Raw genomic sequence first — 24,040 nt, 5'->3', positions numbered from 1 at the left:
TTCCGGTTGTCGTTCTGAGCCGCATTTGAGGCAAATCCGGTTCGCGCTCCGTCACAATGGATGGCGGCAAAGCCAGATATGCAAAACCAAGGGAATCCTGTTAGTGACGGCTGCATATGAGTGAGCCCGGCCCGCAGGACCAGCAGCCCCCGTTTCCCGCCAGGACGCGCGTGCGCGCATTTGGCGTTCATATTTTTACGGCGCTCGGCGGCGCGATTGCGCTGATCGCCATGCTGGAGGCGGTGAGGGAACACTGGGCAGCGATGTTCGGCTGGCTCGGGCTGGCGCTTCTGATCGACGCTCTCGACGGTCCGCTGGCGCGCCGGCTCAAGGTCGGTGATGTGCTGCCGAACTGGTCCGGCGACACGCTCGATCTGGTGGTCGACTTCCTCACCTACGTGTTCGTGCCGGCCTATGCGATTACCGCCAGCGGTCTGCTGATTCCGCTCGCCACGCCGCTGCTCGGCGGCGCGATTGTCATCTCAGGCGCGCTGTACTTCTCGGACCGGCGCATGAAAACCGACGACAATCATTTTCGCGGTTTTCCGGCGCTGTGGAACGGAGCTGCGTTCTATCTGTTTCTGCTGAAGCCGCCGGCTGCGGTCGGGAGCATCGCGCTTGCCGTTCTCGTCGTTCTCACCTTCGTGCCGTTCCATGTGATGCATCCGCTGCGCACCACACGGTTCCGTATGCTGAACATCGCGCTGCTGGTGGTCTGGGCGATCCTGGCCATGATCGCGGTTGCCACCAATTTCGAGGCGCCGGTGTGGGTCACTGTCGGGCTCTGCGCCATCGGCGTGTACATTCTTCTGAGTGACGTCCTGATCCGATTGATAGGCGGGAAACGCGCATGATGGAATTACTGACAAGTCCGGAAGCCTGGGTCGCGCTGCTAACACTGACGGCGCTCGAAGTCGTGCTGGGCATCGACAACGTGATCTTCCTGTCGGTGATCGTGTCGCGCATTCCGCCCGCGCAGGCGGAACGTGCCCGCAAGATCGGTCTTGCGCTGGCGCTGATCTTCCGGATCGCTCTGCTGAGCATTCTGGTCTGGCTGATCGGCCTGACGGAGCCTGTCATCACCATCGCCAAGTTCGCGCTGTCATGGCGCGACATCATCCTCATCGTCGGCGGCCTGTTCCTGATCGCCAAGGCGACCCATGAGATTCATGCCGAGGTCGAGGCGCGGGACGGGGAGGACAACGCCAAGGCGTCGCCGAGCGCATTCTTCTGGGTGATCATGCAGATCATCGTGATCGACCTCGTGTTCTCGATCGACTCCATCATCACCGCGATCGGCATGGTTCAGGACATCGAAATCATGGTCGCCGCGGTCGTCATCGCGGTCGGCGTGATGTACCTGTCATCGGGACCCGTCGCGGCGTTCGTGAAGGAACATCCCACCACAAAGATGCTGGCGCTGGCGTTCCTGGTGTTGATCGGCGTGGCGCTGGTCGCGGACGGTTTCCACTTCCACATTCCGCGCGCCTTCATCTACGTCGCGATCTGCTTTTCGGCGGCGGTGGAGTTTTTCAACATCCTGGCCAAGCGCAATCGCAAGAAGCGGGCGAAAAGCGCGGCCGGTTAAGGCGCGGCTTTGGTCCGCGTTGACAATTTGCTGCCGATGGACTTCGCTCCCGGTTGAGATTGCTTGAGAAAAAGGGTCGGGAGAAACCATGAGCAAGGCTGTGCGGGTCCACCAAGTGGGCGGTCCGGAAGTGATGATCTACGAGGATGTCGACGTGCCCGCGCCCGGCGCCGGCGAGGTCCGCATCCGCCAGCACGCCATCGGTCTGAACTTCATCGACACGTACTATCGCACCGGTCTGTACAAGGCGCCGGGCCTGCCGTTCATCGTCGGCAATGAGGCGTCCGGCGAGGTTGTGTCGGTCGGAACTGGCGTGACCAATTTCCATCCCGGCGACCGTGTCGCTTACTATTTCAATCTCGGCGGCTACGCGACCGAGCGCAACATTCCTGCCGACAAGCTGGTGAAGCTTCCGGATCATATCTCCCACGAGCAGGCGGCAGTGCTGATGCTCAAGGGACTGACGGTCTATTATCTGCTGCATAAGACCTTCAAGGTCGAGCCGGGCCATCGCGTGCTGATCCATGCCGCAGCCGGCGGCATCGGTTTGCTCGCGTGTCAGTGGGCGAAGGCTCTGGGCGCGAACGTCATCGGTACCGTCGGCACCGAGGAGAAGGCGAAGCTCGCGCTATCCAACGGCTGCGACCACGTCATTCTCTACAAGCAGGAGGATTTTGCGGAGCGCGTGAAGCAGATCAGCCGCGGCGAGTTGTGCGATGTGGTCTATGACGGCGTCGGCAAGGATACGTTCGCGGGATCGCTGAAGTCGCTGAAGCAGCGCGGGCTGTTCGTCTCATTCGGCAATGCCTCGGGGCCGGTGCCGCCATTCTCGATCGCGGAGCTGAACAATCACGGCTCACTGTTTGCGACACGCCCGAAGCTCAACGACTACGTGGGTACGCGCAAGGAATTGATGGAAGGCGCCGATACGCTGTTCGCCGCCGTCATCAGCGGCACGCTGCATGTGCCGATCAACCACGCCTATGCGCTGAAGGATGCTCAGAAAGCGCATCGCGAGCTCGAGAGCCGGATGACCACGGGATCGGGAATTCTGAAGCCGTAAGGTTTCTGTTCGTCATTGCGAGGAGCGTAGCGACGAAGCAATCCAGTCTTTGAGCGTGCTGCTCTGGATTGCTTCGCTTCGCTCGCAATGACGGGAAGGTGGCTACATACTCTGCGTCGTCCCGGCAAAGGCCGGGATCCATAACCCCTAGACTATCGGTTAGAAAGATCGCGCCACCCTGCATAAATGAAACGCAGGGAGTATGGGTCCCGGCCTTTGCCGGGACGACCAGATAGATTGTTAGAACCCCGCCACGGTCCCGTGGAGGTCGTACTGGTCCGCGCGGTCGATCTTGGCGGTGACGATGTCGCCGACTTTCAGCGGACGGCGGCTTGAGACGTAGACATTGCCGTCGATCTGCGGCGCGTCGGCCTTCGAGCGGCCCTTTGACACGGTCGGGCCGACTTCGTCGATGATGACCTGCTGGCGCGTGCCGACCTTGCGCTTGAGGCGCTGCGCGGAAATCTTCTGCTGCCGCGCCATCAATGCGTTCCAGCGCGCGGTCTTGATCTCTTCAGGCACCGGGTTCTCGATGGTGTTCGAGGTCGCGCCCGCGACCGGTTCATACTTGAAGCAGCCGACACGGTCGATCTGCGCTTCGTCCAGCCAGTCGAGCAGATACTGGAAATCGGAATCGGTCTCACCCGGAAAGCCGACGATGAAGGTCGAGCGCAGCGTGAGGTCCGGACATTCCTCCCGCCACTTCTTGATGCGATTGAGCGTCTTGTCCTGCGCGGCCGGGCGGCACATCTGCTTCAGCACGTCAGGCGACGCGTGCTGGAACGGGATGTCGAGATAGGGCAGCACCTTGCCCTCGGTCATCAGGCTGATGACTTCATCGACATGCGGGTAGGGATAGACGTACTGCAGCCGCACCCACGCGCCGAGTTCGCCGAGTTCGCGCGACAGGTCGAAAAATTTCGCGCGGACCTCGCGGTCCTTCCAGATGCTGGTCGCGTATTTGATGTCGACGCCGTAGGCCGAGGTGTCCTGTGACACCACCAGCAATTCCTTGACGCCGGCGGCGACCAGCTTCTCGGCTTCGAGCAGCACATCCTTGGCCGGGCGCGAAACCAGATCGCCGCGCAGCTTCGGGATGATGCAGAAGGTGCAGCGGTTGTTGCAGCCTTCGGAAATTTTCAAATACGCGTAGTGGCGCGGCGTCAACTTGATGCCCTGCGGCGGCACCAGATCGAGATGCGGATTGTGCAGCGGCGGCAGCGCGCGATGCACGGCATCGAGCACGCTCTCATACTGCTGCGGTCCGGTGATCGAAAGCACGTTCGGATAGGCTTTTTCGATCTGCTCGGGCTCGGCGCCCATGCAGCCGGTGACGATGACCTTGCCGTTTTCGGCCATGGCCTCGCCGATGGCGCCAAGCGATTCCTGCTTGGCGCTGTCGAGGAACCCGCAGGTGTTGACGATCACCAGATCCGCGCCGTCATGCTTGCGCGCGAGCTCGTAGCCTTCAGCGCGCAGGCGCGTGATGATCCGCTCGGAATCCACCAAGGCCTTGGGGCATCCAAGCGACACAAAACTGACTTTTGGGGCGACGCCCTGTTCCATTGCTTCCGACCTGCTGGGAGAACGCAGGAGCTATCCCTGATTACCTATAAATACAAGGCTTTAAGCCAATCGCTGACGCGTGCTAGGGTTGTTTTGCCGGAATGTGGGTGTGAATGGCTGCGGATTCGTCGTTTAAGATCGTCATTGTCGACGAAAGCCCGATCCGCGCGGCAATCCTGAAGGAAGGGTTGCGGGACGCGGGCTTTACCAGTGTCGAGCACATTCCGGAGATGCACAATCTCCTGGCGCGAATCTATGCGCTCGATCCTGACGTCATCCTGATCGACCTCGAAAACCCCAGCCGCGACGTTCTGGAACAGATGTTCCAGGTCAGTCGTGCCGTGCGGCGGCCGATCGCCATGTTCGTGGACCAGAGCGACGCCGCATCGATCCAGCAGTCGGTCGAGGCGGGGGTGTCGGCCTATATCGTCGATGGCCTGAAGAAGGAGCGGATCAAGCCGATCCTCGATCTGTGCATTTCGCGCTTCAACGCCTTCGCCAAGTTGCAGGACGAACTGGACCGCACCAAATCGGCGCTCGAGGACCGCAAGATTCTCGATCGCGCCAAGGGCGTGCTGATGAAGCTGAAGGGCCTCTCCGAGGAGGAGGCCTACGTGCTGATCCGCTCGACCGCCATGCGCGAGAAAAAGAAGATCGGCGAAATCGCCCAATCGATCATCACCGCGGCGGAGATGTTGAAATGACCAGTAGACCGCTCACGATCGGTTTCATTCCGCTTGTCGATGCCGCAGCGCTGATTGTCGCCGTCGACAAGGGCTTCACCGCCGCTGAAGGCCTCGACGTGACGCTGGTGCGCGAGGTGTCGTGGTCGAACGTCCGCGACAAGCTCAATATCGGCCTGTTCGATGCCGCGCATCTGCTGGCGCCGGTTGCCATCGCATCGACGCTCGGCCTGTCGCAGGTCAAGGTGCCAATCGTTGCGCCCTTTAATCTCGGCCTGAACGGCAATGCGATCACGGTATCGCCTGCGCTGTATGCGGCGATCATGGGCGAGGCGGACGGCGATCCGCTCGATCCGATGGTGACCGCGAAGGCGCTGGCGCGCGTGGTTACGGCCCGTCGCAAGGCCGGCGGCGAACCGCTGACCTTCGGCATGACGTTTCCGTTCTCAACCCACAACTATCAACTCCGGTTCTGGATGGCGGCCGGCGGCGTCGATCCGGATGAGGATGTGCGGCTGGTGGTGCTGCCGCCGCCTTTCATGGTGGACAGTCTCGCCAGCGGCCATGTCGATGCCTTCTGCGTCGGCGCACCGTGGAATTCGGTCGCGGTCGATCTCGGCGTCGGGCACATCCTGCATTTCGTGTCGGACATTCTGGAGAGAGCAGCGGAAAAGGTGCTGGCGGTCCGCGAGAAGTGGGCGCTGGAGAACCCGGACGTTCTCGCAAGGCTCACCCGCGCCCATGGTCAGGCCGCGAATTTCATCGAGAGCCCGGACAACCGGGAGGAGGTCGCGCGCATTCTCGCAATGCCGGACCGGATCGACGTCAATCCCGAGGTGATCCGGCGGACGCTCGACGGCCGCATGAAAATCTCCCCGGACGGTACGATGCGGCAAAGCGAGCGCTATCTGCTGGTCGGACGCGAAGGGGCGGCCCGGCCCGATCCCGTGCAGGCGGCATGGCTTTATGCCCAGATGGTCCGATGGGGGCAGGTTGCCTATTCGCCGGAAGCTCTGGAGCGGGCCAAGAAGGTGTTCCGGCCCGATTTGTATGACGCCGCCCTCGGCGCATCGGCCGGGTCTGCGCACGCCGTGACGGATGGCGTGGGGGCCTTCGACGGCGCGCGGTTCGATGCCAATGACATCGCCGCGCACCTCGGATCCGTGACGATCGGACGCCGTTTTTCCTGACCACGATACCTGCGAATTACGTCTGCCCAATTTTTGTGCGCCGCGCAAAATGTGGGCATTTGCCATTTGGAGAGGCCGCACCGGCGGCCTGCTTCATATTAAGGCATCGCCTCAAACCCCTGAAAAACATGGATTTGCTGCGCTGCACGCGACTGGCACGATCCTTGAATAGTTAGCTGCAGGCCGCGACGAAGGCCTACGGGTCCACCGATGGACCAAGCAGCACCGCCGCTGTCTCGAGGAGCACGCATCCCGCGCACCTCGGGGGCGGCTTTTTGTTTGGACGACGGGGAACTGAGCCAAGCGACTGAGAACGGCGACTGACAACGGCAACCGGACAACGACACCGTCGAAAGGACACCAGACACGATGACCAGGACCACCAAAGAGGGCAAAGGGGAAATGACGATCAACCGCAAGATGAGCCGCCGCGCATTGCTCAAGGCGGGTGCTGGAACAGCGGCCCTGCTGGCCGCCGCGCGGCTGAATTTCCCCGGTGGTGCGTTCGCGCAGACCGCCGGACCGGAAGTGACCAAGGCAATCTTCGGGTACATCGCTCTGATGGATGCGTCGCCGCTGGTGATCGCGAAAGAGAAGGGGCTGTTTGCCAAGCACGGCGTGCCGGACGTCGAGGTCAACAAGCAGGCCTCGTGGGGCGCGACGCGCGACAACCTCGTGCTAGGCGGCGAGAAGAACGGCATCGATGGCGCGCACATCCTGACGCCGATGCCTTACCTGATCTCGGCCGGCAAGGTGACGCAGAACAACGTGCCGACGCCGATGTACATCCTGTCGCGCCTCAATCTCGATGCGCAGGCCATCTCGGTTTCCAACGACTACAAGAATCTCAAGGTCACGGCGGATGCGTCCGCACTGAAGGAAGCATTCGCCAAGAAGAGGGCTGAAGGCAAGGAAGTGAAGGTCGCGATGACCTTCCCGGGCGGCACGCATGACCTCTGGATTCGCTACTGGCTGGCAGCCGGCGGCATCGACCCCGACAAGGACGTCTCGACCATCGTCGTTCCGCCGCCGCAGATGGTGGCTAACATGAAGGTCGGCAACATGGACGCGTTCTGCGTCGGCGAGCCGTGGGGCGAACAACTCGTCAATCAGGGGATCGGCTTCTCGGCGTGCTCGACCGGCGAAATCTGGGCGAAGCATCCGGAGAAGGCGCTCGGTATCCGCGCCGAATATGCCGACAAATATCCCAAGGCGACGCAAGCCATCCTGATGGCCGTGATGGAAGCGCAGCAGTGGTGCGACAAGCCCGCGAACCGCGCCGAGATGTCCGAGATCGTCGGACGCCGTCAGTGGTTCAACGTGCCGGTCGCCGACATCATCGGCCGCGCCAACGGCGACATTAACTACGGCAACGGCCGCGTCGAGAAGGGCACCAAGCAGTTCATGAAGTTCTGGCAGGACCATGCGTCCTACCCGTTCAAGAGCCATGACGCATGGTTCGTCACCGAAGACATCCGCTGGGGCAAGTTCGAGCCGACGACGGACGTCAAGGCGCTGGTCGACAAGGTCAACCGCGAGGACATCTGGAAATCGGCGGCGAAGGCGCTCGGCGTTGCCGCGGCCGACATTCCGGCCAGCACGTCGCGCGGCAAGGAAACCTTCTTCGACGGCAAGGTCTTCGATCCCGAAAATCCGTCGGCGTACCTCAAGAGTTTGTCGATCAAGCGTATCGAAGCCTGAGATCCTGCGGGCCGCCCCACGCAGGGGCGGCCTCGCACCTAACAGAACCGAGGCAATCTCATGAACATGCCGCTCGCCAAAACCACCAGCACAGTTTCAGCCGCCGCAGCGGCACCGGCGGCGACCGCCGCCGTGGTTTCGCTGCCGAAATCATCCCGCAACTTTGTGACGGATACGCTGTCTCCCAATTTGCGGGCGCTGGCGGCGCGCGTCATTCCGCCGTTCATCATGCTCGTGCTGATCTTCGGCATCTGGCAGATCCTCTGCATGAAGCCGGGCGCGACGCTGCCGTCGCCGTCGCGGATCTGGGCCGACGCCAAGGATCTGATCGTAGATCCGTTTTTCGTCAATGGACCGCAGGACATCGGTCTCGGCTGGCGCGTCATGACCTCGTTGCAGCGCGTCGCCGTCGGCTTCGGCCTTGCGAGCGTCGTAGGCGTGCTTGTCGGCGCGATCATCGGCCAGTCGATCTGGGCGATGCGCGGTCTCGATCCGATCTTTCAGGTGATGCGCACCGTGCCGCCGCTGGCCTGGCTGCCGATTTCGCTGGCGGCGTTCCGCGACAGCAATCCCTCGGCGATCTTCGTGATCTTCATCACCTCGATCTGGCCGATCATCATCAACACCGCCGTCGGCATCCGCAACATTCCGCAGGATTACCGCAACGTCGCCGCCGTGGTCCGGCTGAACCAACTCGAGTTCTTCTGGAAGATCATGATCCCGTCGGCCGCGCCGTACATCTTCACAGGTCTTCGCATCGGCATCGGCCTGTCGTGGCTCGCCATCGTCGCCGCTGAAATGCTCACGGGCGGCGTCGGCATCGGCTTCTTCATCTGGGACGCGTGGAATTCATCGCGGCTGTCCGACATCTTCGTGGCGCTCGCCTACATCGGCGTCGTCGGATTTGTACTCGACCGCATCGTGGCCTTCGTTGCGAACATCGCAACGCGCGGCGCGCAGGCAAGCTAGTGATCCTGTTCTGACATTCGTATCACAATCTTGCGCAGGCACTTTTACGAATGTCAGAACCAAAGGATCACTAGAATTATAACTTGCTAGTGTCCTTTCGTATCCGACGTTCGCTCGGAAGGCGCTGCGGAGTGAAGCGAACGTCGGATACGGGACACTAGCGGAGAATGACAATGGCTTATCTCAAGATTGACCACGTCGATAAGGTCTTCACCCGCGGCTCGACGCAGAGCGAGGTCCTCAAGGACATCAACCTGATCGTGGAGAAGGGCGACTACGTTTCGATCATCGGCCACTCCGGCTGCGGCAAGTCCACGCTGCTCAACATCGTCGCCGGGCTGACGAATGCCACGCAGGGCGGCGTGCTGCTCGAGGACCGCGAGGTGAATTCGCCGGGGCCGGATCGCGCCGTGGTGTTCCAGAACCACAGCCTGCTGCCGTGGCTGACGGTCTATGACAACGTCCGTCTCGGCGTCGACAAGGTGTTCAGCAAGACCAAGAGCCGCGCCGAGCGCGACGAGTGGGTGATGCACAACCTCAACCTCGTGCAGATGACTCACGCGAAGGACAAGCGCCCTTCGGAAATCTCGGGCGGCATGAAGCAGCGCGTCGGCATCGCCCGCGCGCTGGCGATGGAGCCGAAAGTACTGCTGCTCGATGAGCCGTTCGGCGCGCTCGATGCGCTGACCCGCGCCCATCTCCAGGACTCGGTGATGGCGCTGCACCAGAAGCTCAACAACACTGTGATGATGATCACGCACGACGTTGACGAAGCCGTGCTGCTCTCGAACCGCATCGTGATGATGACCAACGGTCCGAGCGCACGGATCGGCGAGGTGCTCGAAGTGCCGCTGCCGCATCCGCGCAAGCGGCTCGAACTTGCCGCCAACCCGATCTACCTCAAGTGCCGTCAGCGCGTGCTTGAGTTCCTTTATGAGCGTCATCGGTTCGTCGAGGCGGCTTAGGAGCGCGGCATGAGCGAACCTCTTGTCATCATCGGTAACGGAATGGCCGCCGCTCGCTTCGTCGATGAGATGGCGAAGCGCGCGCTCGGCCGCTACGCCATCGCCGTGATCGGCGACGAACCGAGGCTCGCCTACAATCGGGTGCTGTTGTCGTCGGTGCTGGCGGGCGAGACCACGTCGCAGGACATCGAGTTGCGGTCGGCATCCTGGTGGCGCGACCGCGGCGTGACGCTGACCTATGGCTGCGCCGCCAATTCGATCGACCTGAACGCGCGCACGGTTCACCTCGCGAACGGCGCGGCGGTTCCGTTCTCGAAAGTGGTCATCGCGACCGGCTCGACGGCGATCCGGCTGAATGTGCCCGGCGCGGACCTGCCGGGCGTCCATACGTTCCGGGACAGCCGCGACGTCGATCTTCTGCTCAAGCTTGCGCGTGAGAAGAAGCGTGTCGTGGTGGTCGGCGGCGGATTGCTCGGCCTTGAAGCGGCCTATGGCCTCGCCAAGGCCGGCTCCAGGGTGACGCTGCTGCATCTGATGGACCGCCTGATGGAGCGGCAGCTCGATGCGCCGGCGGCGGCGCTGCTGAAGCGGCTGGTCGAGAGCAAGGGCATCGAAGTTCTGCTTGGCGCCAACACCAAGCAGATCATCGGCGAGGATACGACGCAGGGCATCGAGCTTTCGGATGGGCGGACGATTGCTGCCGACGCCGTGGTCTTCGCCGCGGGTATCCGGCCGAACGTCACACTGGCGAAAGAGGCCGGCGTGCCGGTCAATCGCGGCATCGTCGTCGATGACCAGTTACGGACCGGCCATGCCGACGTGTTCGCGCTCGGCGAATGCGCCGAACATCGCGGAACGTGTTACGGGCTTGTCGAGCCCGCCTATGAGCAGGCCCGCGTGCTGGCCGATCACCTTGCGGGGCGTTCGGCGCAGTACACCGGCAGCGTTGTTTCCACCAACCTCAAAGTCTCGGGCGTCAGCGTGTTTTCGGCTGGCGATTTTCTCGGTGAAACCGACACCGACACGCTTGTGTTCAATGACGAACGGCGTGGCACCTACAAGAAACTTGTGGTGGCCGACGGCCGCCTCACGGGAGCGGTCCTGGTCGGCGATACGCAGGACGCGCTCTGGTACCTCGAACTGATCAGGACAACGGCGTCCATCGAAGCGATCCGCGGCGACATGATGTTTGGCCGCGCGCTCGCACAACCGAAGGCCGCATGAGACATGTCCAGCGATTTTTCTCCTGACCAGAAGCGTTATCTCGAAGGATTCGTATCGGGCCTCTCTGCCTCACGTGTCGCGCGCACCAACGCTCCGGCAAAGTCCGAACCGGTCGGGCCTGACGCCATCCACCTCAAGGCGCAGGACCGCACCGTCGCCGCGGGCGGCAAACTCAACGATCAGGAAAAATTCAAGCGCGACGAACATCCGTTCGATGCCTATCCGCGACTGGTCAAGCAGGCGGAAAACAACGAAGCGCCGAAGCCGCAGGACAATTTCCGCTGGCGCTATTACGGGATTTTCTACGTCGCGCCGACGCAGGCGTCCTACATGTGCCGTCTTCGCATTCCGAACGGCATCCTGAAGCACTGGCAGTTCGCGGGCGTCGCGGACATTGCGGAGAATTTCGGCGGGCCCTATGCCCATGTGACAACGCGCGCCAATCTCCAGCTTCGCGAAATCGAGCCAAAGAACGCCATCAACGTCATCGAAGGCCTTCAGGACCTCGGACTGTGCTCGCGCGGTTCCGGCGCGGACAATATCCGCAACGTCACCGGCACATCGACCGCGGGCATCGATCCGCAGGAAATTCTCGATACAAGGCGGTATGCCCGCGACTGGCATTTTCACATTCTCAACGACCGCTCGCTGTATGGCTTGCCTCGCAAGTTCAACGTGGCGTTCGACGGCGCAGGGCGCATCGCCACGCTCGAGGAGACCAACGACATTGCCCTTCAGGCGGTCGAAGTGCGCGAAGGCTTTGGGGTCGATCCAGGGATTTACTTCCGGCTGGCGCTGGGCGGCATCACCGGTCACAAGGATTTCGCCCGCGATACCGGCGTCATCCTCAAGCCGCAGGAAGCAACCGACGTTGCCGACAAGATCGTGCGCGTTTTCATCGAGAACGGCGACCGGACTAACCGCAACAAGGCGCGGCTGAAGTACGTGCTCGACTCGTGGGGCTTCGACAAGTTTCTCGCGGCCGTCGAGGAAAAGCTCGGCCGGAAGCTGGCCCGCGTGCCGGCGGAGGCCATTGCGCCGCGCCCGGCCTATGATCGCTTCGCGCATATCGGCGTGCATCCGCAAAAGCAGGCTGGCCTGAACTGGATCGGCGTTGCGCTGAAGCTCGGCCGCCTGTCGCCGGAGCAGATCCGCGGACTTGCCAAGCTCGCAGCCGATTTTGGCGACGGCGATATTCGCCTCACGGTCTGGCAGAACCTGCTGATTTCCGGCGTGGCTGACGCCAACGTCGCGACCGTTACCGCCGCCATCGAGGCGCTGGGTCTCGCAGCGACGACATCGGCGCTCCGCGCAGGACTGATCGCCTGCACGGGAGCGACCGGTTGCCGCTTCGCCGCCGCTCACACCAAGGAGAATGCGGAAGAGATCGCGGCCTGGTGCGACGAGCGCGTGCCGCTTGAGACGCCGGTGAACATCCATCTCACCGGATGTCATCATTCGTGCGCGCAGCACTACATCGGCGACATCGGCCTGATCGGCGCGCGTGTTCCGATCAACGACGAAGGTGACACCGTCGACGGCTATCACCTGCTGGTCGGCGGCGGCTTCGGCACCGACGCCACCATGGGACGCGAGCTGTTCCAGAACGTGAAGGCGGAAGATGCGCCGCGCACCGTCGAACGTGTTCTCAAGGCCTACGTCGCCCATCGCGTGTCGGAGGATGAAACGTTTATCGCCTTCGCCAAGCGGACCGAGATCGACGCCCTCAAGCGCATGACTGAAATGGAGTCTGTGTGATGAACCAGAGAACTCCTCCCGGACAGCTTGAGATCATCCCGGACACCGCGCCGTTTTCGCAGGAGCAGCGCTCTTGGCTGAACGGCTTCTTCGCCGGCCTCGTGTCGCTCGACAACGCGGTGACACCGCTGTCGCCAGAGCAGGGCGACGCTGTGATGAAAGGCGCAGCCGGCGACGGCGATGATGGCGAAGCGCCCTGGCACGATCAGACCATGCCGATCGCCGACCGGATGAAGCTGGCGGAAGGCCGCCCCATCCGCCGCAAGATGATGGCGGCGATGGCGCAGCAGGATTGCGGCCAGTGCGGCTACAACTGCCACGACTACTCCGAGGTGATCGCCAGCAAGGCCGAGGCGCGGTTGAATCTTTGTGTTCCGGGCGGCAAGGAAACCGCGCGGATGCTCAAGTCACTCTACGAGGAGCTTGAGAAAGCGCCTGCCGCGGCATCGTCCTCCGCAAATGCACCTGCCGCTGCACCTGTCGCTGCTGCACCGGCATCGGAGCCGGGACGTTCGCGCGACAACCCTGTGATGGCCTCGTTCCTGTCGCGCCGCCCGGTTAACAAGCCCGGCTCCGAAAAGGAAACCTGGCATATCGAGTTCGATCTCGCGCAGGCCGGTCTCGATTATGTCGTCGGCGATTCATTCGGTGTGTTCGCCGCCAACGATCTCGGCCTCGTGGATCAGATCATCGCGATGCTCGGCGCGTCGCACATGGTTGAGGTCAATGGCAAGCCGTTGCGTGAGGTGCTGCTCAACGACGTCTCGCTGTCTCCGGCACCGGACACGCTGTTTGAGTTGATCTCGTTCGTGACCGGCGGGGCGCTGCGCGAGAAGGCGCGGGCGCTCGCATCCGGCGACGATCCGGATGGTGACGCCGCCAATCTCGACGTACTGGCGGCGTTGCAGAAATTTTCCGGCGTGCGCCCACATCCGGAGGCCTTCGTTGAGGCATTGGAGCCGTTGCAACCGCGTCTCTACTCGATCTCGTCGTCGCATAACGCCACGCCGGGCAAGCTGTCGCTGACGGTCGATGCGGTGCGCTATGTCATCGGCAAGCGTAAGCGGCTGGGCCTTGCCTCGACGTTCCTCGCGGAGCGGATCAATCCCGGCGAACAGCTCGGCGTCTATGTGCAGAAGGCCCACGGCTTCGGCCTGCCGCAGGATCCGAACACGCCGATCATCATGATCGGCCCCGGTACCGGAATCGCACCGTTCCGTGCATTCCTGCACGACCGTCAGGCCACCAAGGCGCCGGGCCGCAACTGGTTGTTCTTCGGTCATCAGCGCAGCGCGTACGATTTCTTCTATTCGGACGAACTGAACGCGATGAAAACCTCGGGCGTGCTGACACGACTGTCGCTGGCATGGTCGCGCGACGGCTCGGAGAAGTTCTACGTGCAGGACCGCATGCGTGAGGTCGGCCGTGAACTTTGGAACTGGCTGGCGGATGGCGCTCACGTCTACGTCTGCGGCGATGCCAAGCGGATGGCGAAGGACGTCGAGCGCGCGCTGGTGGATATCGCAGCCCAGTTCGGTGCGCGATCGACAGACGAGGCGATCGCCTTTGTGGCGGATCTGAAGAAAAAGGGCCGCTACCAGCAGGACGTCTATTGATGGCAGAAGGGCACAAATCGCCGATTCTGCCGGAGACAGTTCGTTCTCCGCAGGGTCTGACGGGAGGAATATTCTCTCTCCCGGCGCAGGCCGGGGCAACGTTATCGTCTTTTGCGTCAATGCCTTGTAACCGGGCGTTAGAGCGCTTCAATACCGCATACGATGATCGACTGGAGATCGGCGATGCGCGATGTTGTATCTGGAATAGAGGCCCATGCCCGGGCGGCCTCCGCTCAGGCGGAGCCGGACAACCGCGTGCACATGCTCGCCGTGTACGGCGCGTTCGCGCTGATCGCAGCCGTCGTGTTCGGCACGCTGTCCTATCATCCGTTCTAAGGAAGGTTGAATTAGCGTCGGATTGTTTCCTCGCGTCATTGCGAGCGAAGCGAAGCAATCCAGAGCGGCAAAGAAAAGCTGGATTGCTTCGTCGCTGCGCTCCTCGCAATGACAAATTGCGTTCTGTCGTGCGGGGAACCGCATGACGAACGCTGATCCATCCCTCGCTCCCACAAAAACCACCTGTCCCTATTGCGGCGTCGGCTGCGGCGTCATCGCCACGCCTGACGGCAAGGGCGGCGCGACAATCGCCGGCGATCCGGAGCACCCGGCGAATTTCGGACGTCTCTGTTCCAAGGGTTCGGCGCTCGGCGAGACGCTGGGCCTGGGCGAACGGCTGCTGAATCCAATGATCCGCTGCTCGAACGGCAAGCTCGAGCAGGTCGCCTGGACCGATGCGCTGGATCATGTCGCCAACCGGCTGCAGCACATTATCGCCAAGCATGGTCCGGGTTCGGTCGGCTTCTATCTGTCCGGCCAGTTGCTGACGGAGGACTACTACGTCGCCAACAAGCTGATGAAGGGATTCATCGGCACGGCGAATGTCGATACCAATTCGCGGCTGTGCATGTCCTCGTCGGTCGCGGGTCACCGCCGCGCGTTCGGCTCCGATACGGTGCCGGGTTGTTACGAGGATCTCGATCAAGCCGATCTCTTGGTGCTGGTTGGATCGAATGCGGCCTGGTGCCATCCGATCCTGTTCCAGCGCATGATCGCCAACAAGCAGAAGCGCGGAGCGCGCATCGTGGTGATCGATCCGCGGCAGACCGAGACATCTGGCGACGCCGATCTGTTTCTCGGCCTCAAGCCCGGCACCGACACGGCGCTGTTCAGCGGGCTGCTAACGTATCTCGCGGATAACGGCGCGCTCGATCACGCCTATATCGATGAGCATACAAGCGGTTTCGCGGAAGGCTTGGCCAAGGCGCGCAGCATTGCAGGCAGCGTGACCGCAACCGCCCTGGCGACGGGCCTATCAGAGTCCGACGTCGCGGCGTTCTTCCTGATGTTCGCGAAAACGCAACGCGTGGTGACGCTCTATTCACAAGGCGTCAATCAGTCGGCGCAGGGCACCGACAAGGTCAACGCAATCATCAATTGCCATCTCGCGACCGGACGCATCGGCAAGCCGGGGGCGTCGCCGTTCTCTCTGACCGGCCAGCCGAACGCAATGGGCGGGCGCGAGGTCGGCGGTCTCGCCAATCAGCTCGCGGCGCATATGGGCTTCACGCCGCCGGACATCGACCGCGTGCGCCGGTTCTGGAACGCACCGCACATCGCCACCCATGAAGGGCTCAAGGCGGTGCAGATGTTCCAGGCCATCGGCCGCGGGGAGATCAAGGCGCTGTGGGTGATGGGCACAAATCCGGCAGTGTCGCTGCCGAATGCAAACGCAGTCCGCGCGGCAATGCGCAAGCTCGATCTGCTGGTGATCTCCGAGAATGTGCAATCCAACGACAGCATCAATTCCGGCGCGCATGTCCTTTTGCCCGCGCACGCATGGGGCGAGAAGTCCGGCACGGTGACAAATTCCGAGCGGCGTATCTCGCGTCAGCGAGCGTTCCTGCCGCCGCCGGGACAGGCCAAATCCGACTGGTGGATCATGAGCGAGGTGGCGAAGCGCCTCGGTTACGGCGCGGCGTTCGCCTACAACTCCGCCGCCGATATTTTCCGCGAACATGCCGCGCTGTCCGCTTTTGAAAATCACGGCAGCCGTGATTTCGATATCGGAGCGCTGGCATCGATCGAAGATGACGGCTTCGATGAGATGCCGCCTCTCATGTGGCCGATGCCCGAGGGCGCGGTTGAACCGCAGCCGCGTTTCTTCGCAGAAGGCGCGTACTATACATCCGATCGCAAGGCACACTTCATCGCGCCCGACGTCCCGATGCTGCGCGGCGCGACCTCCGAGGCTCGGCCGCTGCGCCTGAACACAGGGCGCATCCGCGATCAGTGGCACACCATGACGCGCACGGGTCTCAGCCCGCGCCTCGGTCAGCATCTGCCGGAGCCCTACGTCGAGATTCACCCCATAGATGCCGCGCAAGCGGAGATCGTCGATGGCGGCTTTGCGAGACTCGCCACAGACCTCGGCCAGTGCATCCTGAAGGTTGTGGTGAGCGAGCGGCAACAGCGCGGTATGCTGTTCGCGCCGATCCACTGGAGCGAGGAAAATTCCGCATCGGGGCGGGTCGGTGCATTGGTCGCGCCGTTCACCGATCCGTTTTCCGGGCAGCCGGAGAACAAGGCGACGCCCGTCGCCATCGAGGCCGTCGCGTTCGCACAGCGCGGGTTCGTGCTGTCACGCAAGCCGATGGCGCTTCCGAAAGGCGTGTTGTGGTCGCGTGTCGCTGTCACCGGCGGGTATGGCTATCTGCTTGCCAGCAATCCCGGTACAGCGAACTGGAAAACCTGTCTGTCATCGCTGGAAGAAGCGGGGCACGTCGCCGAATATGAAGATACGGCACACGGCGTCTATCGCGCAGCGCAGTTTTCCGGTGACGCACTGGAGGCCTGCCTCTTCATTGGCCCGGCCGATGACGCGCCCAACTGGGAGGCTGTGAAGGCGGCGTTTGGGGCGGAGACCATCAGTGACGAGCAGCGGCGGCTGCTGCTGTCAGGCAAGTCCGCGGATGGTGTCGCGAACGATGGCCCCGTGGTGTGCGCGTGTTTCGGCGTCGGACGCAATGCGATCTGCGGGGCCATTGCGGAAGGCTCACGCACCGCCGCCGAGATCGGCGCGAAGCTGAAGGCCGGCACCAATTGCGGTTCATGCATCCCGGAACTAAAGCGTCTGATCGCTCAGACGGACGTTCAGCAGCCGATGGAAGCTAGCGCGGCTAGCTAGTGAGCTAAGTTTTGCGAAGCCGTCATTGCGAGGAGCACTTGCGACGAAGCAATCTAGTTCTTTCTTGTGGCTCTGGATTGCTTCGCTTCGCTCGCAATGACGGGTGGATATCTATCGTTTACTGAACGGCGCGACGCTGATGCCGCTGCGCTCCAGCTCCGCATGCACCTTGCGCGCGATGTCGACCGCGCCGGGCGTGTCGCCGTGGATGCAGACGGTATCGATCTTCACAGGGATGACTTTTCCTGATGCGGCGGTGATGGCGTTGTCCTGCACCATGCGCACCACACGCTGCGCGATCTGATCGGCGTCATGAAGCACCGATCCGGGCTTGCTGCGCGCCACCAGTTGCGCGTCGTCCTCATAGGCGCGGTCGGCGAACACCTCATAGATCAGGTTCAGTCCTGCGGCTTCGCCGGCGCGGACCAGCGTGGTATTCGGCAGCACCACGAAGTACAGGTTCGGGTCGACGGCCTTGATGGCAGCGGCGATGGCGCGTGCCGTCATGTCGTCGACACATCCGACATTCGAGAGCGCGCCGTGCGCCTTGACGTGGGTGACCTTGTGACCGGCCAGCGCGGCGACCGCCTGCAACGCGCCGATCTGGTAGGCGACCATGGTTTCGATCTCGGACGATTTCAGTCCGGGCACCGGCCGCCGTCCGAAGCCGTGCAGGTCGCGGTAACCGGGATGCGCGCCGATGCTGACGCCGCGCTCCTTCGCGAGCTTGGCGGTCTTGAGCATGATGTCGGAATCGCCCGCATGAAAACCGCAGGCGACGTTGACGCTGCTGGCGAGGCCCAGCATAGCGTCGTCATTGCCCATGTCCCATGCGCCGAAACCTTCGCCGAGATCGCTGTTGAGATCGATGGTCATGGTACGCCTCGTGGGAGTTGTTTTACTTTAACGCGTTTTCTTGACGCGAACCGGTTCCCACTTCGCTTGAAAACGCTATGGTTCGCCGGTGTCGATAGCATTCACGGCGACACCTGCAACATTCGCCTTCTGTAATTCGACAAGATTGAGGCTCGATCCGCCAGCCGCGTGAATGCGGCCGGGCAGAGCGTGCATGAACTCAGCCAGGTTGCGCGCCTCGGCTTGCGCTTCCGCGACACTGATCGCCTTGAAGCGGATCATCGCGCCCGATTGCATCTGCGCGAACCGTCCGAGGTCGGCGCTGATGACTGTCGCGATCTTTGGATAGCCGCCGGTCGTGCCATGATCCGCCATCAGCACGATGGGCTGGCCGTTGCCGGGCACCTGGATACTGCCATGAACCGCGCCGTCGGAGACGATGTTGTGCCCGCCGGGATGAACGACCTTCGGGCCCTCGAGCCGATAGCCCATGCGGTCGCTGGTGGCGGAGATGCGCCAGTCGCTGTTGAGGAACACATCGCATGCCGCGCCGAACTCGTCGTCCTGCGGCCCCATCACAACGCGAATTGGTGTTTGCGGCATATCGAACGTGTCCAGCGCGCGCTCACAGGGAGCAACCTGCGCGGTCCCGACATCGAGTGTATCGCCAACCTGCAGCGGCCGCGGGAAGGGGCTGCCGAGATCGGCACGCGCGTTGACCGACAGGCTTCCGAACACGGGTTCACCGGCGATGCCGCCCTCGATCGCAAGGTAGTTGAACATGCCGTTGCGCGCAGCGCCGAGCTTGAGCGTTTCGCCTTCCGCAATCAGCGCGGTTTCATTCAACAGTAACGGCGATCCCGCGATGTCCGCAACACGCGCCGCGCCGGACAGCGCCACACGGACAGCGCCGTTGCATGCCGTGAACGACGCGCCGAACGGGCCGACCTCGATGGCGGCGGCGAACGGCGCATTTCCCGCAAGGCAATTCGCCATTGCCAGCGAGACTCGATCCATCGCGCCGCTGGTGGTGAGGCCGTAGCGTCGCGCGCCGAAGCGCCCGGCGTCTTGAACGGACGTAGCCGGCCCTGTTGTGACGACGACGAGCTTGCTCATGACGCGATCAATTCGGCGACGGTCTCGCCGCGCTCAGCCGCGCGATCGAGTGAAGCGAACTCGCTGGCCGCGATGGCATGGAAGGTCACGGCATCGCCGGGCTCCATCAGGAACACCGGATCGCGGTGCGGATGAAAGGTGCGGACCGGCGTTCGTCCCAAGAGATGCCAGCCGCTCGGCGCGGCAAGGCATTGCACGCAGGCCTGCACGCCGCCGATGGAGATGGTGCCGGGCGGCGTATACGTCCTTGGACTTTCGCGGCGCGGCGTCGCAATGGCGGGATCGAGGCCGCTCAGATAGGCGAAGCCGGGCGTGAAACCGATCATCGCCACGCGGTACTCGCTGCCGATATGCTTCGCGATCACATCCGACGTCGCGATGTTATGCGCGCGCGCGACATCGTCGAGATCGATGCCGTACTCGCCGCCATAGACCACAGGAACGCGCCAGCGCCGGACGCCGGTTTCGGGGGGAACGGGTCGCTGTGCCAGCGCGAGCAACTGCTCCGACAATGCTGTGTAACCGACTAGCAGCGGATCGTAGTGGACCAGAAGCGAACGGTAGGTCGGAACCGTCTCCAGCACGCCGGTCACAGCCTCGCTCGCGACGCTGCGGTCAAGCGCCAGAACCTGCCGGTTGATCGCCGGATCGATGCTGCGCCCGAACTCGACCGTCAGGGCAGTATCTCCGGACGGGAGGATGCGGGGCGAGGCGGTCATCGACGGGCCGGAAATCTGAAGGATCGGTCGCCATTTGTCCGACACTCGCGTTCAAATGGCAAATAAGTTGGTGTTATCGCGACGCATAAGCGGGCATTACCGCTCACGCGATTGTCGCCTTGACGCCATGCCCTGCTTTGGCAACAAGGCATGACCACCCCATCGGAGTCTCCCCTATGTCGCTCTCGCCCGAAGCCGTCGCAACGCTCAAGAAGATCACGACCGCCACCATCACGACCATCCTTCTCAAGAAGGGGCTTCGCAACGTCTGGCTGCGCGGGTCGCGTCCGCTGCGTCCGGGGCAGGAGCGTCTGGTCGGTCCGGCCTTCACCCTGCGGTTTGTCCCGGCACGCGAAGATCTCGCGACGCCGGAATCGTGGTCCAAGCCGATTTCGACCCGCACCGCCATTGAGGCGATGCCGGCGGGTTGTATCGCCGTGGTCGATGCGATGGGAATTACCGACGCCGGAATTTTCGGCGACATCCTGTGCGCGCGCATGGCCAAGCGCGGCGTCACCGCGCTGGTAACAGATGGTGTCGTGCGCGATCTCGAAGGCGTGCTCGGCACGGGCCTGCCGGTGTGGTGCGATGGCGCGGCAGCTCCGCCGTCGGTTGCCGGGCTTACGTTCGTCAATTGGGGCGAGCCGATCGGATGCGGCGGGGTCGCGGTGTTCCCCGATGACGTCATCGTGGCCGATCAGGACGGCGCGGTGCTGATCCCGCAGGCCTTCCTCGAACTGATCCTGACCGAAGGTCCGGAGCAGGAGGCGATGGAGGGCTGGATCGTCAACGAGGTCAACAACGGCGCAGAACTGCCGGGCCTCTATCCGATGAATGCCGAGACCAAGGCGCGGTACGCCGCCTCAAAGGCGAAAAAGTAATCGTCAGATTTCCGGGGACATGATCTTTCGGATCATGTCCCTCTGGGCCGCCGCCATCCAACGACCATTGCTTCAACAAGGCTTCCGGATTCGCTGTTACGCCATTCGCCGTTGATGCGGCGGCAAGCGAATGGCAACTGATAGGTTCCACTCTTGTCTTCACAAAGAACCTGAACCGCCTCTTCAGGTGACGGTTCACCATTGCCGTCAAATTCCGCGAGTCGCTGTATGCGTGTCGCCATCGGCAAATCCCTTCCGCGATAAATCGGCCGGTGTGTTGGCAGTTCCACCGGCACGAAGGCGTAAAAACAAACTAAGCCGCGTGCGCGTGTCCATTTTAAGACGCCGCTCGAAGCGGCCGGCTTCAATGACACGAAATTCGGCTTCGACGATCGCGCTGGTTTTCGCTCCCCCGATCGTGACATGATGGCTTCGATAGAAAAACGCGGGGGGAAACATGCGGGAGCTTGCCGGCAAGACTGCATTCGTGACGGGTGGTGCGAGCGGCATCGGATTCGCACTCGGGCGGGCCTTTGCGGAAGCGGGCATGAAAGTCATGCTTGCGGATATCGAGACCGACGCATTGGAGGCCGCAGTCAAAAGCCTGCACAACGTCGGTCCGGACGTGCGCGGCATTGACTGCGATGTGACCGATGCGGCCAGTGTCGAGCGCGCCGCCAAGGCATCGTTCGATGCATTCGGAAACGTTCATGTAATTTGCAACAACGCCGGTGTTGCCGCGGGCGGCGGTATCGAGGATATCGCGCTCGACAGTTGGCGATGGGTGCTCGACGTCAACCTGATGGGCGTCGTTCACGGCATCCGGGCTTTTCTGCCGCACATGCGCGCGCACGGCGAAGGTGGCCACATCGTCAACACCGCATCGATGGCCGGAATGCAGAGCGCGCTCGGTTTCAGTCCGTACACCGCGAGCAAGTTCGCCGTGGTCGGCATGTCGGAAGGGCTCGCGCCGCAACTGGCGCCGTTCGGAATCGGCGTCAGCGTATTGTGTCCCGGATTTGTCCGCACCCGTATCGGGGAGAGCGGGCGCAACAGGACGGAGCAGTACGGCCCGGCGCAAACGCTCGACCCGGCAAGTCCGACCGCTGCGCTGGTCGCCATGATCGACGAATTGATCCGGAACGGACTGGATCCGTCGGACGTGGCGGCGCGCGTGCTTGCCGCGATCCGTGCCAACGAACTCTACATTTTCACGCATCCCGACATGCGCACCGAGGTCGAAGGCAGGTTTGCCGCCATTACAGCGGCGTTTGACCAGGCGGCGATCGGAAAGCCCGGCTGAATTTTGCGTGAAGGACCGATGTTTCATCGGTCGAAACAAGCATTGATTCACTCCTTCGCGCCGAACATGGGCGGCGGAAAGGAGTGTATCCATGCGTCAGCTCATTCTCGCAATTTCCGGCGCGGGCGGTATTTTCCTGCTCGCAGGTGCAACACGGAACCGCGGCTGGCCATTAGCCGACCAGATCTGTGTTCAAGGAGCGGTCCTGTGCGACAACCCGGGATGGGTGCTCGTCACCCTTGCGGCGTTGCTGTTTGTCGCGACCATCCAGAGCATCGCCAAGACCTGAGCGATGGAAACTAGTGGTCCGATTCTAACATTCGCCTCCCGTTTCGGCAGACAACTTTGCGAATGTTAGAATCGAAGGACCACTAGCAAATATTAGATTCTAGTGGAGTTTTGGATTTGACATTCGCGTTGCGGACTTGCGGCTGAGTGGGCCGCGAATGTCAAATCCACTCCACTAGGTGAATCGATCGGACCGGGAGTCAATCCGGCCAAACCTTGTGCGTTGCCTTACAGTGCAAGCGTCATACAGAACTTGTCGAACGCAACAGTCGTCGCCGTGTTCGATCCGACCGCCGTTGCGCCGGCATCGACGACGGGATCGCGCGTTGCGATCTCGGCGGGGCGGGACTGCGTCACCGGTGCAGCATTCGCATACATCGGCTGTTCAAAGCGTTTTGCGCCTTCCGCGTCGATTGCAAACAGCGGCCGGTATTTGCCGAACCCGTTGTCCTGGATCATCAGAAACGTGCGGTTATCCAGCACGCGCCAATGACCACCAGACCGTGCTGCGACCACGGCGTGGTCGTCGCCGGTCGCGTTCTCGCGAATGATAACGAGGCGGAGGTCCTCCGCCGCGACGCCGGCCGCGCGAAGCGCAACTAGCTTTGCGATTGCATAGTCCTCGCAGTCACCGGCTCCCGCCGCCAGCGTGGCCAGCGGTGAGGACCAGTGGTCCTCGACACCATACTGCGCCCGGTCACTGACCGGCCGGATGGCGAGATTGATCGCGCGATTGATCTCACCCAGACGGGCAAGACCTTCGCGGGCAGCGGCGGCGTTGACGATTTCGAGGAATCGATGCGCCGGCTGGGACGTGCAATGTGCCGGGTCGCTGGCGCAGCCAGCGATAATGTCCGTTTCGGCCGCAATGGCGCGCTCGACTGCCAGCCATTTGGCGCGAAGGGGGCCTTCGGTCAGGGCGGAGGTTGAAAGCCCGAAAGGCTCGGCAGGGCCAGGTGCGGGGGCTTCCTCGGCACCGGCCGGACTCTCGCGCAGCGCATAAGCTGCCGCATGCGCGGGAGCGCCCAATACGTTGAAAATACAGATAAATGCTATCGCGCCCGCGCGCGCTGCGGTGAAAGCCGACATGTGACGCCCCTTGTCCGGACATCGGCTCGCAAAGGTATGCGTGCTCGTGGCCAGATCATTTCGTCACAAGGAGTAGGGCGGGTCCCCTTTTCGGCGGCTTAAACACGGGACAAATCGGCCAACTGGATTCAAATATGCGGAACTAATGTTGACGACATTGCCTAAAATTGTAGATAGAGCTAACGCGCAGGCGCCCGGATGCTAAATCCCGCGTCTCAGCAGTAATCCCTGTTTAGTTGACTGGTTTGTTTGAGTTTAGCGCACAAGTTTTGAAGTATAGAT

The 24,040-nt window shown here is 62.4% G+C and carries 22 protein-coding genes; 16 read left to right on the top strand and 6 right to left on the bottom strand.

Annotation, left to right across the window (positions count from 1 at the left end; genetic code table 11):
- Positions 1-116: 116 nt before the first annotated feature.
- The 3 genes from pcsA to YH63_RS18870 all read left to right on the top strand — a co-directional run bounded on the left by pcsA (position 117) and on the right by YH63_RS18870 (position 2,651).
- A complete protein-coding gene (gene pcsA, locus YH63_RS18880) occupies positions 117-854 on the top strand; it encodes a phosphatidylcholine synthase (RefSeq protein ID WP_046826281.1) in 738 nt (245 codons plus the stop codon).
- A complete protein-coding gene (locus YH63_RS18875; protein ID WP_046826282.1) occupies positions 851-1,588 on the top strand; it encodes a TerC family protein in 738 nt (245 codons plus the stop codon). Before pcsA ends, YH63_RS18875 begins: the two co-directional genes overlap by 4 nt.
- A gap of 88 nt (positions 1,589-1,676) precedes the next feature.
- Positions 1,677-2,651, top strand: a complete 975-nt coding sequence (locus YH63_RS18870; RefSeq protein ID WP_046826283.1) for a quinone oxidoreductase family protein — start codon at positions 1,677-1,679, stop codon at positions 2,649-2,651.
- A 240-nt stretch (positions 2,652-2,891) separates the two neighbouring features.
- Here the strand turns inward: YH63_RS18870 and rimO are convergent, their stop codons facing one another.
- The gene (gene rimO, locus YH63_RS18865) at positions 2,892-4,217 is read right to left on the bottom strand and encodes a 30S ribosomal protein S12 methylthiotransferase RimO (RefSeq protein WP_046826284.1); all 1,326 of its coding nucleotides are present in this window, start codon (positions 4,215-4,217) and stop codon (positions 2,892-2,894) included.
- 113 nt (positions 4,218-4,330) lie between these two features.
- Here rimO and YH63_RS18860 point away from each other — a divergent pair, with 113 nt between their 5' ends.
- The 10 genes from YH63_RS18860 to YH63_RS18820 all read left to right on the top strand — a co-directional run bounded on the left by YH63_RS18860 (position 4,331) and on the right by YH63_RS18820 (position 17,507).
- Positions 4,331-4,921: an ANTAR domain-containing response regulator gene (locus YH63_RS18860; RefSeq protein ID WP_046826285.1), complete on the top strand. Its 591-nt coding sequence runs from the start codon at positions 4,331-4,333 to the stop codon at positions 4,919-4,921.
- On the top strand, positions 4,918-6,090 hold the full coding sequence (locus YH63_RS18855) for a CmpA/NrtA family ABC transporter substrate-binding protein (RefSeq protein WP_046826286.1): 1,173 nt from the start codon (positions 4,918-4,920) through the stop codon (positions 6,088-6,090). The genes YH63_RS18860 and YH63_RS18855 overlap by 4 nt, the downstream gene beginning before the upstream one ends.
- Positions 6,091-6,459: 369 nt before the next feature.
- Complete coding sequence (locus YH63_RS18850) at positions 6,460-7,791, top strand: CmpA/NrtA family ABC transporter substrate-binding protein (RefSeq protein WP_046826287.1); 1,332 nt, start codon at positions 6,460-6,462, stop codon at positions 7,789-7,791.
- A gap of 66 nt (positions 7,792-7,857) precedes the next feature.
- On the top strand, positions 7,858-8,760 hold the full coding sequence (gene ntrB, locus YH63_RS18845; protein WP_046829394.1) for a nitrate ABC transporter permease: 903 nt from the start codon (positions 7,858-7,860) through the stop codon (positions 8,758-8,760).
- Between the two features lie 173 nt (positions 8,761-8,933).
- On the top strand, positions 8,934-9,725 hold the full coding sequence (locus YH63_RS18840; RefSeq protein WP_046826288.1) for an ABC transporter ATP-binding protein: 792 nt from the start codon (positions 8,934-8,936) through the stop codon (positions 9,723-9,725).
- A 9-nt stretch (positions 9,726-9,734) separates the two neighbouring features.
- Positions 9,735-10,949, top strand: coding sequence for an NAD(P)/FAD-dependent oxidoreductase (locus tag YH63_RS18835; protein WP_046829395.1), 1,215 nt, complete (start codon positions 9,735-9,737; stop codon positions 10,947-10,949).
- A gap of 3 nt (positions 10,950-10,952) precedes the next feature.
- On the top strand, positions 10,953-12,707 hold the full coding sequence (locus YH63_RS18830; RefSeq protein WP_046826289.1) for a NirA family protein: 1,755 nt from the start codon (positions 10,953-10,955) through the stop codon (positions 12,705-12,707).
- On the top strand, positions 12,707-14,323 hold the full coding sequence (locus YH63_RS18825) for a sulfite reductase subunit alpha (protein ID WP_046826290.1): 1,617 nt from the start codon (positions 12,707-12,709) through the stop codon (positions 14,321-14,323). Before YH63_RS18830 ends, YH63_RS18825 begins: the two co-directional genes overlap by 1 nt.
- A 183-nt stretch (positions 14,324-14,506) precedes the next feature.
- The gene (locus YH63_RS21715) at positions 14,507-14,659 is read left to right on the top strand and encodes a hypothetical protein (protein WP_170978716.1); all 153 of its coding nucleotides are present in this window, start codon (positions 14,507-14,509) and stop codon (positions 14,657-14,659) included.
- A 142-nt stretch (positions 14,660-14,801) separates the two neighbouring features.
- The gene (locus YH63_RS18820; protein WP_046826291.1) at positions 14,802-17,507 is read left to right on the top strand and encodes a nitrate reductase; all 2,706 of its coding nucleotides are present in this window, start codon (positions 14,802-14,804) and stop codon (positions 17,505-17,507) included.
- Positions 17,508-17,618: 111 nt separating this feature from the next.
- Here YH63_RS18820 and YH63_RS18815 read toward each other — a convergent pair whose 3' ends face one another.
- The 3 genes from YH63_RS18815 to pxpB all read right to left on the bottom strand — a co-directional run bounded on the left by YH63_RS18815 (position 17,619) and on the right by pxpB (position 20,197).
- Positions 17,619-18,383, bottom strand: a complete 765-nt coding sequence (locus YH63_RS18815) for a LamB/YcsF family protein (protein WP_046826292.1) — start codon at positions 18,381-18,383, stop codon at positions 17,619-17,621.
- A 75-nt stretch (positions 18,384-18,458) separates the two neighbouring features.
- The gene (locus tag YH63_RS18810) at positions 18,459-19,478 is read right to left on the bottom strand and encodes a biotin-dependent carboxyltransferase family protein (protein ID WP_046826293.1); all 1,020 of its coding nucleotides are present in this window, start codon (positions 19,476-19,478) and stop codon (positions 18,459-18,461) included.
- The gene (pxpB, locus tag YH63_RS18805; protein WP_046829396.1) at positions 19,475-20,197 is read right to left on the bottom strand and encodes a 5-oxoprolinase subunit PxpB; all 723 of its coding nucleotides are present in this window, start codon (positions 20,195-20,197) and stop codon (positions 19,475-19,477) included. The genes YH63_RS18810 and pxpB overlap by 4 nt, the downstream gene beginning before the upstream one ends.
- 176 nt (positions 20,198-20,373) lie before the next feature.
- Here pxpB and YH63_RS18800 point away from each other — a divergent pair, with 176 nt between their 5' ends.
- A complete protein-coding gene (locus tag YH63_RS18800) occupies positions 20,374-21,078 on the top strand; it encodes a ribonuclease activity regulator RraA (RefSeq protein WP_137325245.1) in 705 nt (234 codons plus the stop codon).
- A 32-nt stretch (positions 21,079-21,110) separates the two neighbouring features.
- Here the strand turns inward: YH63_RS18800 and YH63_RS18795 are convergent, their stop codons facing one another.
- The gene (locus YH63_RS18795) at positions 21,111-21,320 is read right to left on the bottom strand and encodes a hypothetical protein (RefSeq protein WP_083992512.1); all 210 of its coding nucleotides are present in this window, start codon (positions 21,318-21,320) and stop codon (positions 21,111-21,113) included.
- A gap of 215 nt (positions 21,321-21,535) precedes the next feature.
- Between YH63_RS18795 and YH63_RS18790 the strand changes: the two genes are divergently transcribed.
- The gene (locus YH63_RS18790) at positions 21,536-22,381 is read left to right on the top strand and encodes an SDR family NAD(P)-dependent oxidoreductase (RefSeq protein ID WP_046826296.1); all 846 of its coding nucleotides are present in this window, start codon (positions 21,536-21,538) and stop codon (positions 22,379-22,381) included.
- Between the two features lie 91 nt (positions 22,382-22,472).
- The gene (locus YH63_RS18785; RefSeq protein ID WP_046826297.1) at positions 22,473-22,670 is read left to right on the top strand and encodes a hypothetical protein; all 198 of its coding nucleotides are present in this window, start codon (positions 22,473-22,475) and stop codon (positions 22,668-22,670) included.
- 227 nt (positions 22,671-22,897) lie between these two features.
- On the opposite strand, the gene YH63_RS18780 is transcribed toward YH63_RS18785, so the two are convergent.
- Positions 22,898-23,758 carry a transglutaminase-like cysteine peptidase gene (locus YH63_RS18780; protein ID WP_046826298.1) on the bottom strand — a complete coding sequence of 287 codons (861 nt, stop codon included), beginning with the start codon at positions 23,756-23,758 and terminating at the stop codon, positions 22,898-22,900.
- Positions 23,759-24,040 lie beyond the last annotated feature (282 nt).

Source organism: Afipia massiliensis (assembly GCF_001006325.2).
GTDB lineage: Bacteria > Pseudomonadota > Alphaproteobacteria > Rhizobiales > Xanthobacteraceae > Afipia > Afipia massiliensis_A.
The sequence above is the reverse complement of the archived record's forward strand: the minus strand, read 5'-3'. Positions and strand labels throughout refer to the sequence as shown.

What these genes read in the sequence shown, in the direction of transcription:
- pcsA (WP_046826281.1), top strand. Translation starts at nt 117, where the DNA reads ATGAGTGAGCCCGGCCCGCAGGACCAGCAGCCCCCGTTTCCCGCCAGG.
- YH63_RS18875 (WP_046826282.1), top strand. Translation starts at nt 851, where the DNA reads ATGATGGAATTACTGACAAGTCCGGAAGCCTGGGTCGCGCTGCTAACA.
- YH63_RS18870 (WP_046826283.1), top strand. Translation starts at nt 1,677, where the DNA reads ATGAGCAAGGCTGTGCGGGTCCACCAAGTGGGCGGTCCGGAAGTGATG.
- rimO (WP_046826284.1), bottom strand. Translation starts at nt 4,217, where the DNA reads ATGGAACAGGGCGTCGCCCCAAAAGTCAGTTTTGTGTCGCTTGGATGC.
- YH63_RS18860 (WP_046826285.1), top strand. Translation starts at nt 4,331, where the DNA reads ATGGCTGCGGATTCGTCGTTTAAGATCGTCATTGTCGACGAAAGCCCG.
- YH63_RS18855 (WP_046826286.1), top strand. Translation starts at nt 4,918, where the DNA reads ATGACCAGTAGACCGCTCACGATCGGTTTCATTCCGCTTGTCGATGCC.
- YH63_RS18850 (WP_046826287.1), top strand. Translation starts at nt 6,460, where the DNA reads ATGACCAGGACCACCAAAGAGGGCAAAGGGGAAATGACGATCAACCGC.
- ntrB (WP_046829394.1), top strand. Translation starts at nt 7,858, where the DNA reads ATGCCGCTCGCCAAAACCACCAGCACAGTTTCAGCCGCCGCAGCGGCA.
- YH63_RS18840 (WP_046826288.1), top strand. Translation starts at nt 8,934, where the DNA reads ATGGCTTATCTCAAGATTGACCACGTCGATAAGGTCTTCACCCGCGGC.
- YH63_RS18835 (WP_046829395.1), top strand. Translation starts at nt 9,735, where the DNA reads ATGAGCGAACCTCTTGTCATCATCGGTAACGGAATGGCCGCCGCTCGC.
- YH63_RS18830 (WP_046826289.1), top strand. Translation starts at nt 10,953, where the DNA reads ATGTCCAGCGATTTTTCTCCTGACCAGAAGCGTTATCTCGAAGGATTC.
- YH63_RS18825 (WP_046826290.1), top strand. Translation starts at nt 12,707, where the DNA reads ATGAACCAGAGAACTCCTCCCGGACAGCTTGAGATCATCCCGGACACC.
- YH63_RS21715 (WP_170978716.1), top strand. Translation starts at nt 14,507, where the DNA reads ATGCGCGATGTTGTATCTGGAATAGAGGCCCATGCCCGGGCGGCCTCC.
- YH63_RS18820 (WP_046826291.1), top strand. Translation starts at nt 14,802, where the DNA reads ATGACGAACGCTGATCCATCCCTCGCTCCCACAAAAACCACCTGTCCC.
- YH63_RS18815 (WP_046826292.1), bottom strand. Translation starts at nt 18,383, where the DNA reads ATGACCATCGATCTCAACAGCGATCTCGGCGAAGGTTTCGGCGCATGG.
- YH63_RS18810 (WP_046826293.1), bottom strand. Translation starts at nt 19,478, where the DNA reads ATGAGCAAGCTCGTCGTCGTCACAACAGGGCCGGCTACGTCCGTTCAA.
- pxpB (WP_046829396.1), bottom strand. Translation starts at nt 20,197, where the DNA reads ATGACCGCCTCGCCCCGCATCCTCCCGTCCGGAGATACTGCCCTGACG.
- YH63_RS18800 (WP_137325245.1), top strand. Translation starts at nt 20,374, where the DNA reads ATGTCGCTCTCGCCCGAAGCCGTCGCAACGCTCAAGAAGATCACGACC.
- YH63_RS18795 (WP_083992512.1), bottom strand. Translation starts at nt 21,320, where the DNA reads ATGGCGACACGCATACAGCGACTCGCGGAATTTGACGGCAATGGTGAA.
- YH63_RS18790 (WP_046826296.1), top strand. Translation starts at nt 21,536, where the DNA reads ATGCGGGAGCTTGCCGGCAAGACTGCATTCGTGACGGGTGGTGCGAGC.
- YH63_RS18785 (WP_046826297.1), top strand. Translation starts at nt 22,473, where the DNA reads ATGCGTCAGCTCATTCTCGCAATTTCCGGCGCGGGCGGTATTTTCCTG.
- YH63_RS18780 (WP_046826298.1), bottom strand. Translation starts at nt 23,758, where the DNA reads ATGTCGGCTTTCACCGCAGCGCGCGCGGGCGCGATAGCATTTATCTGT.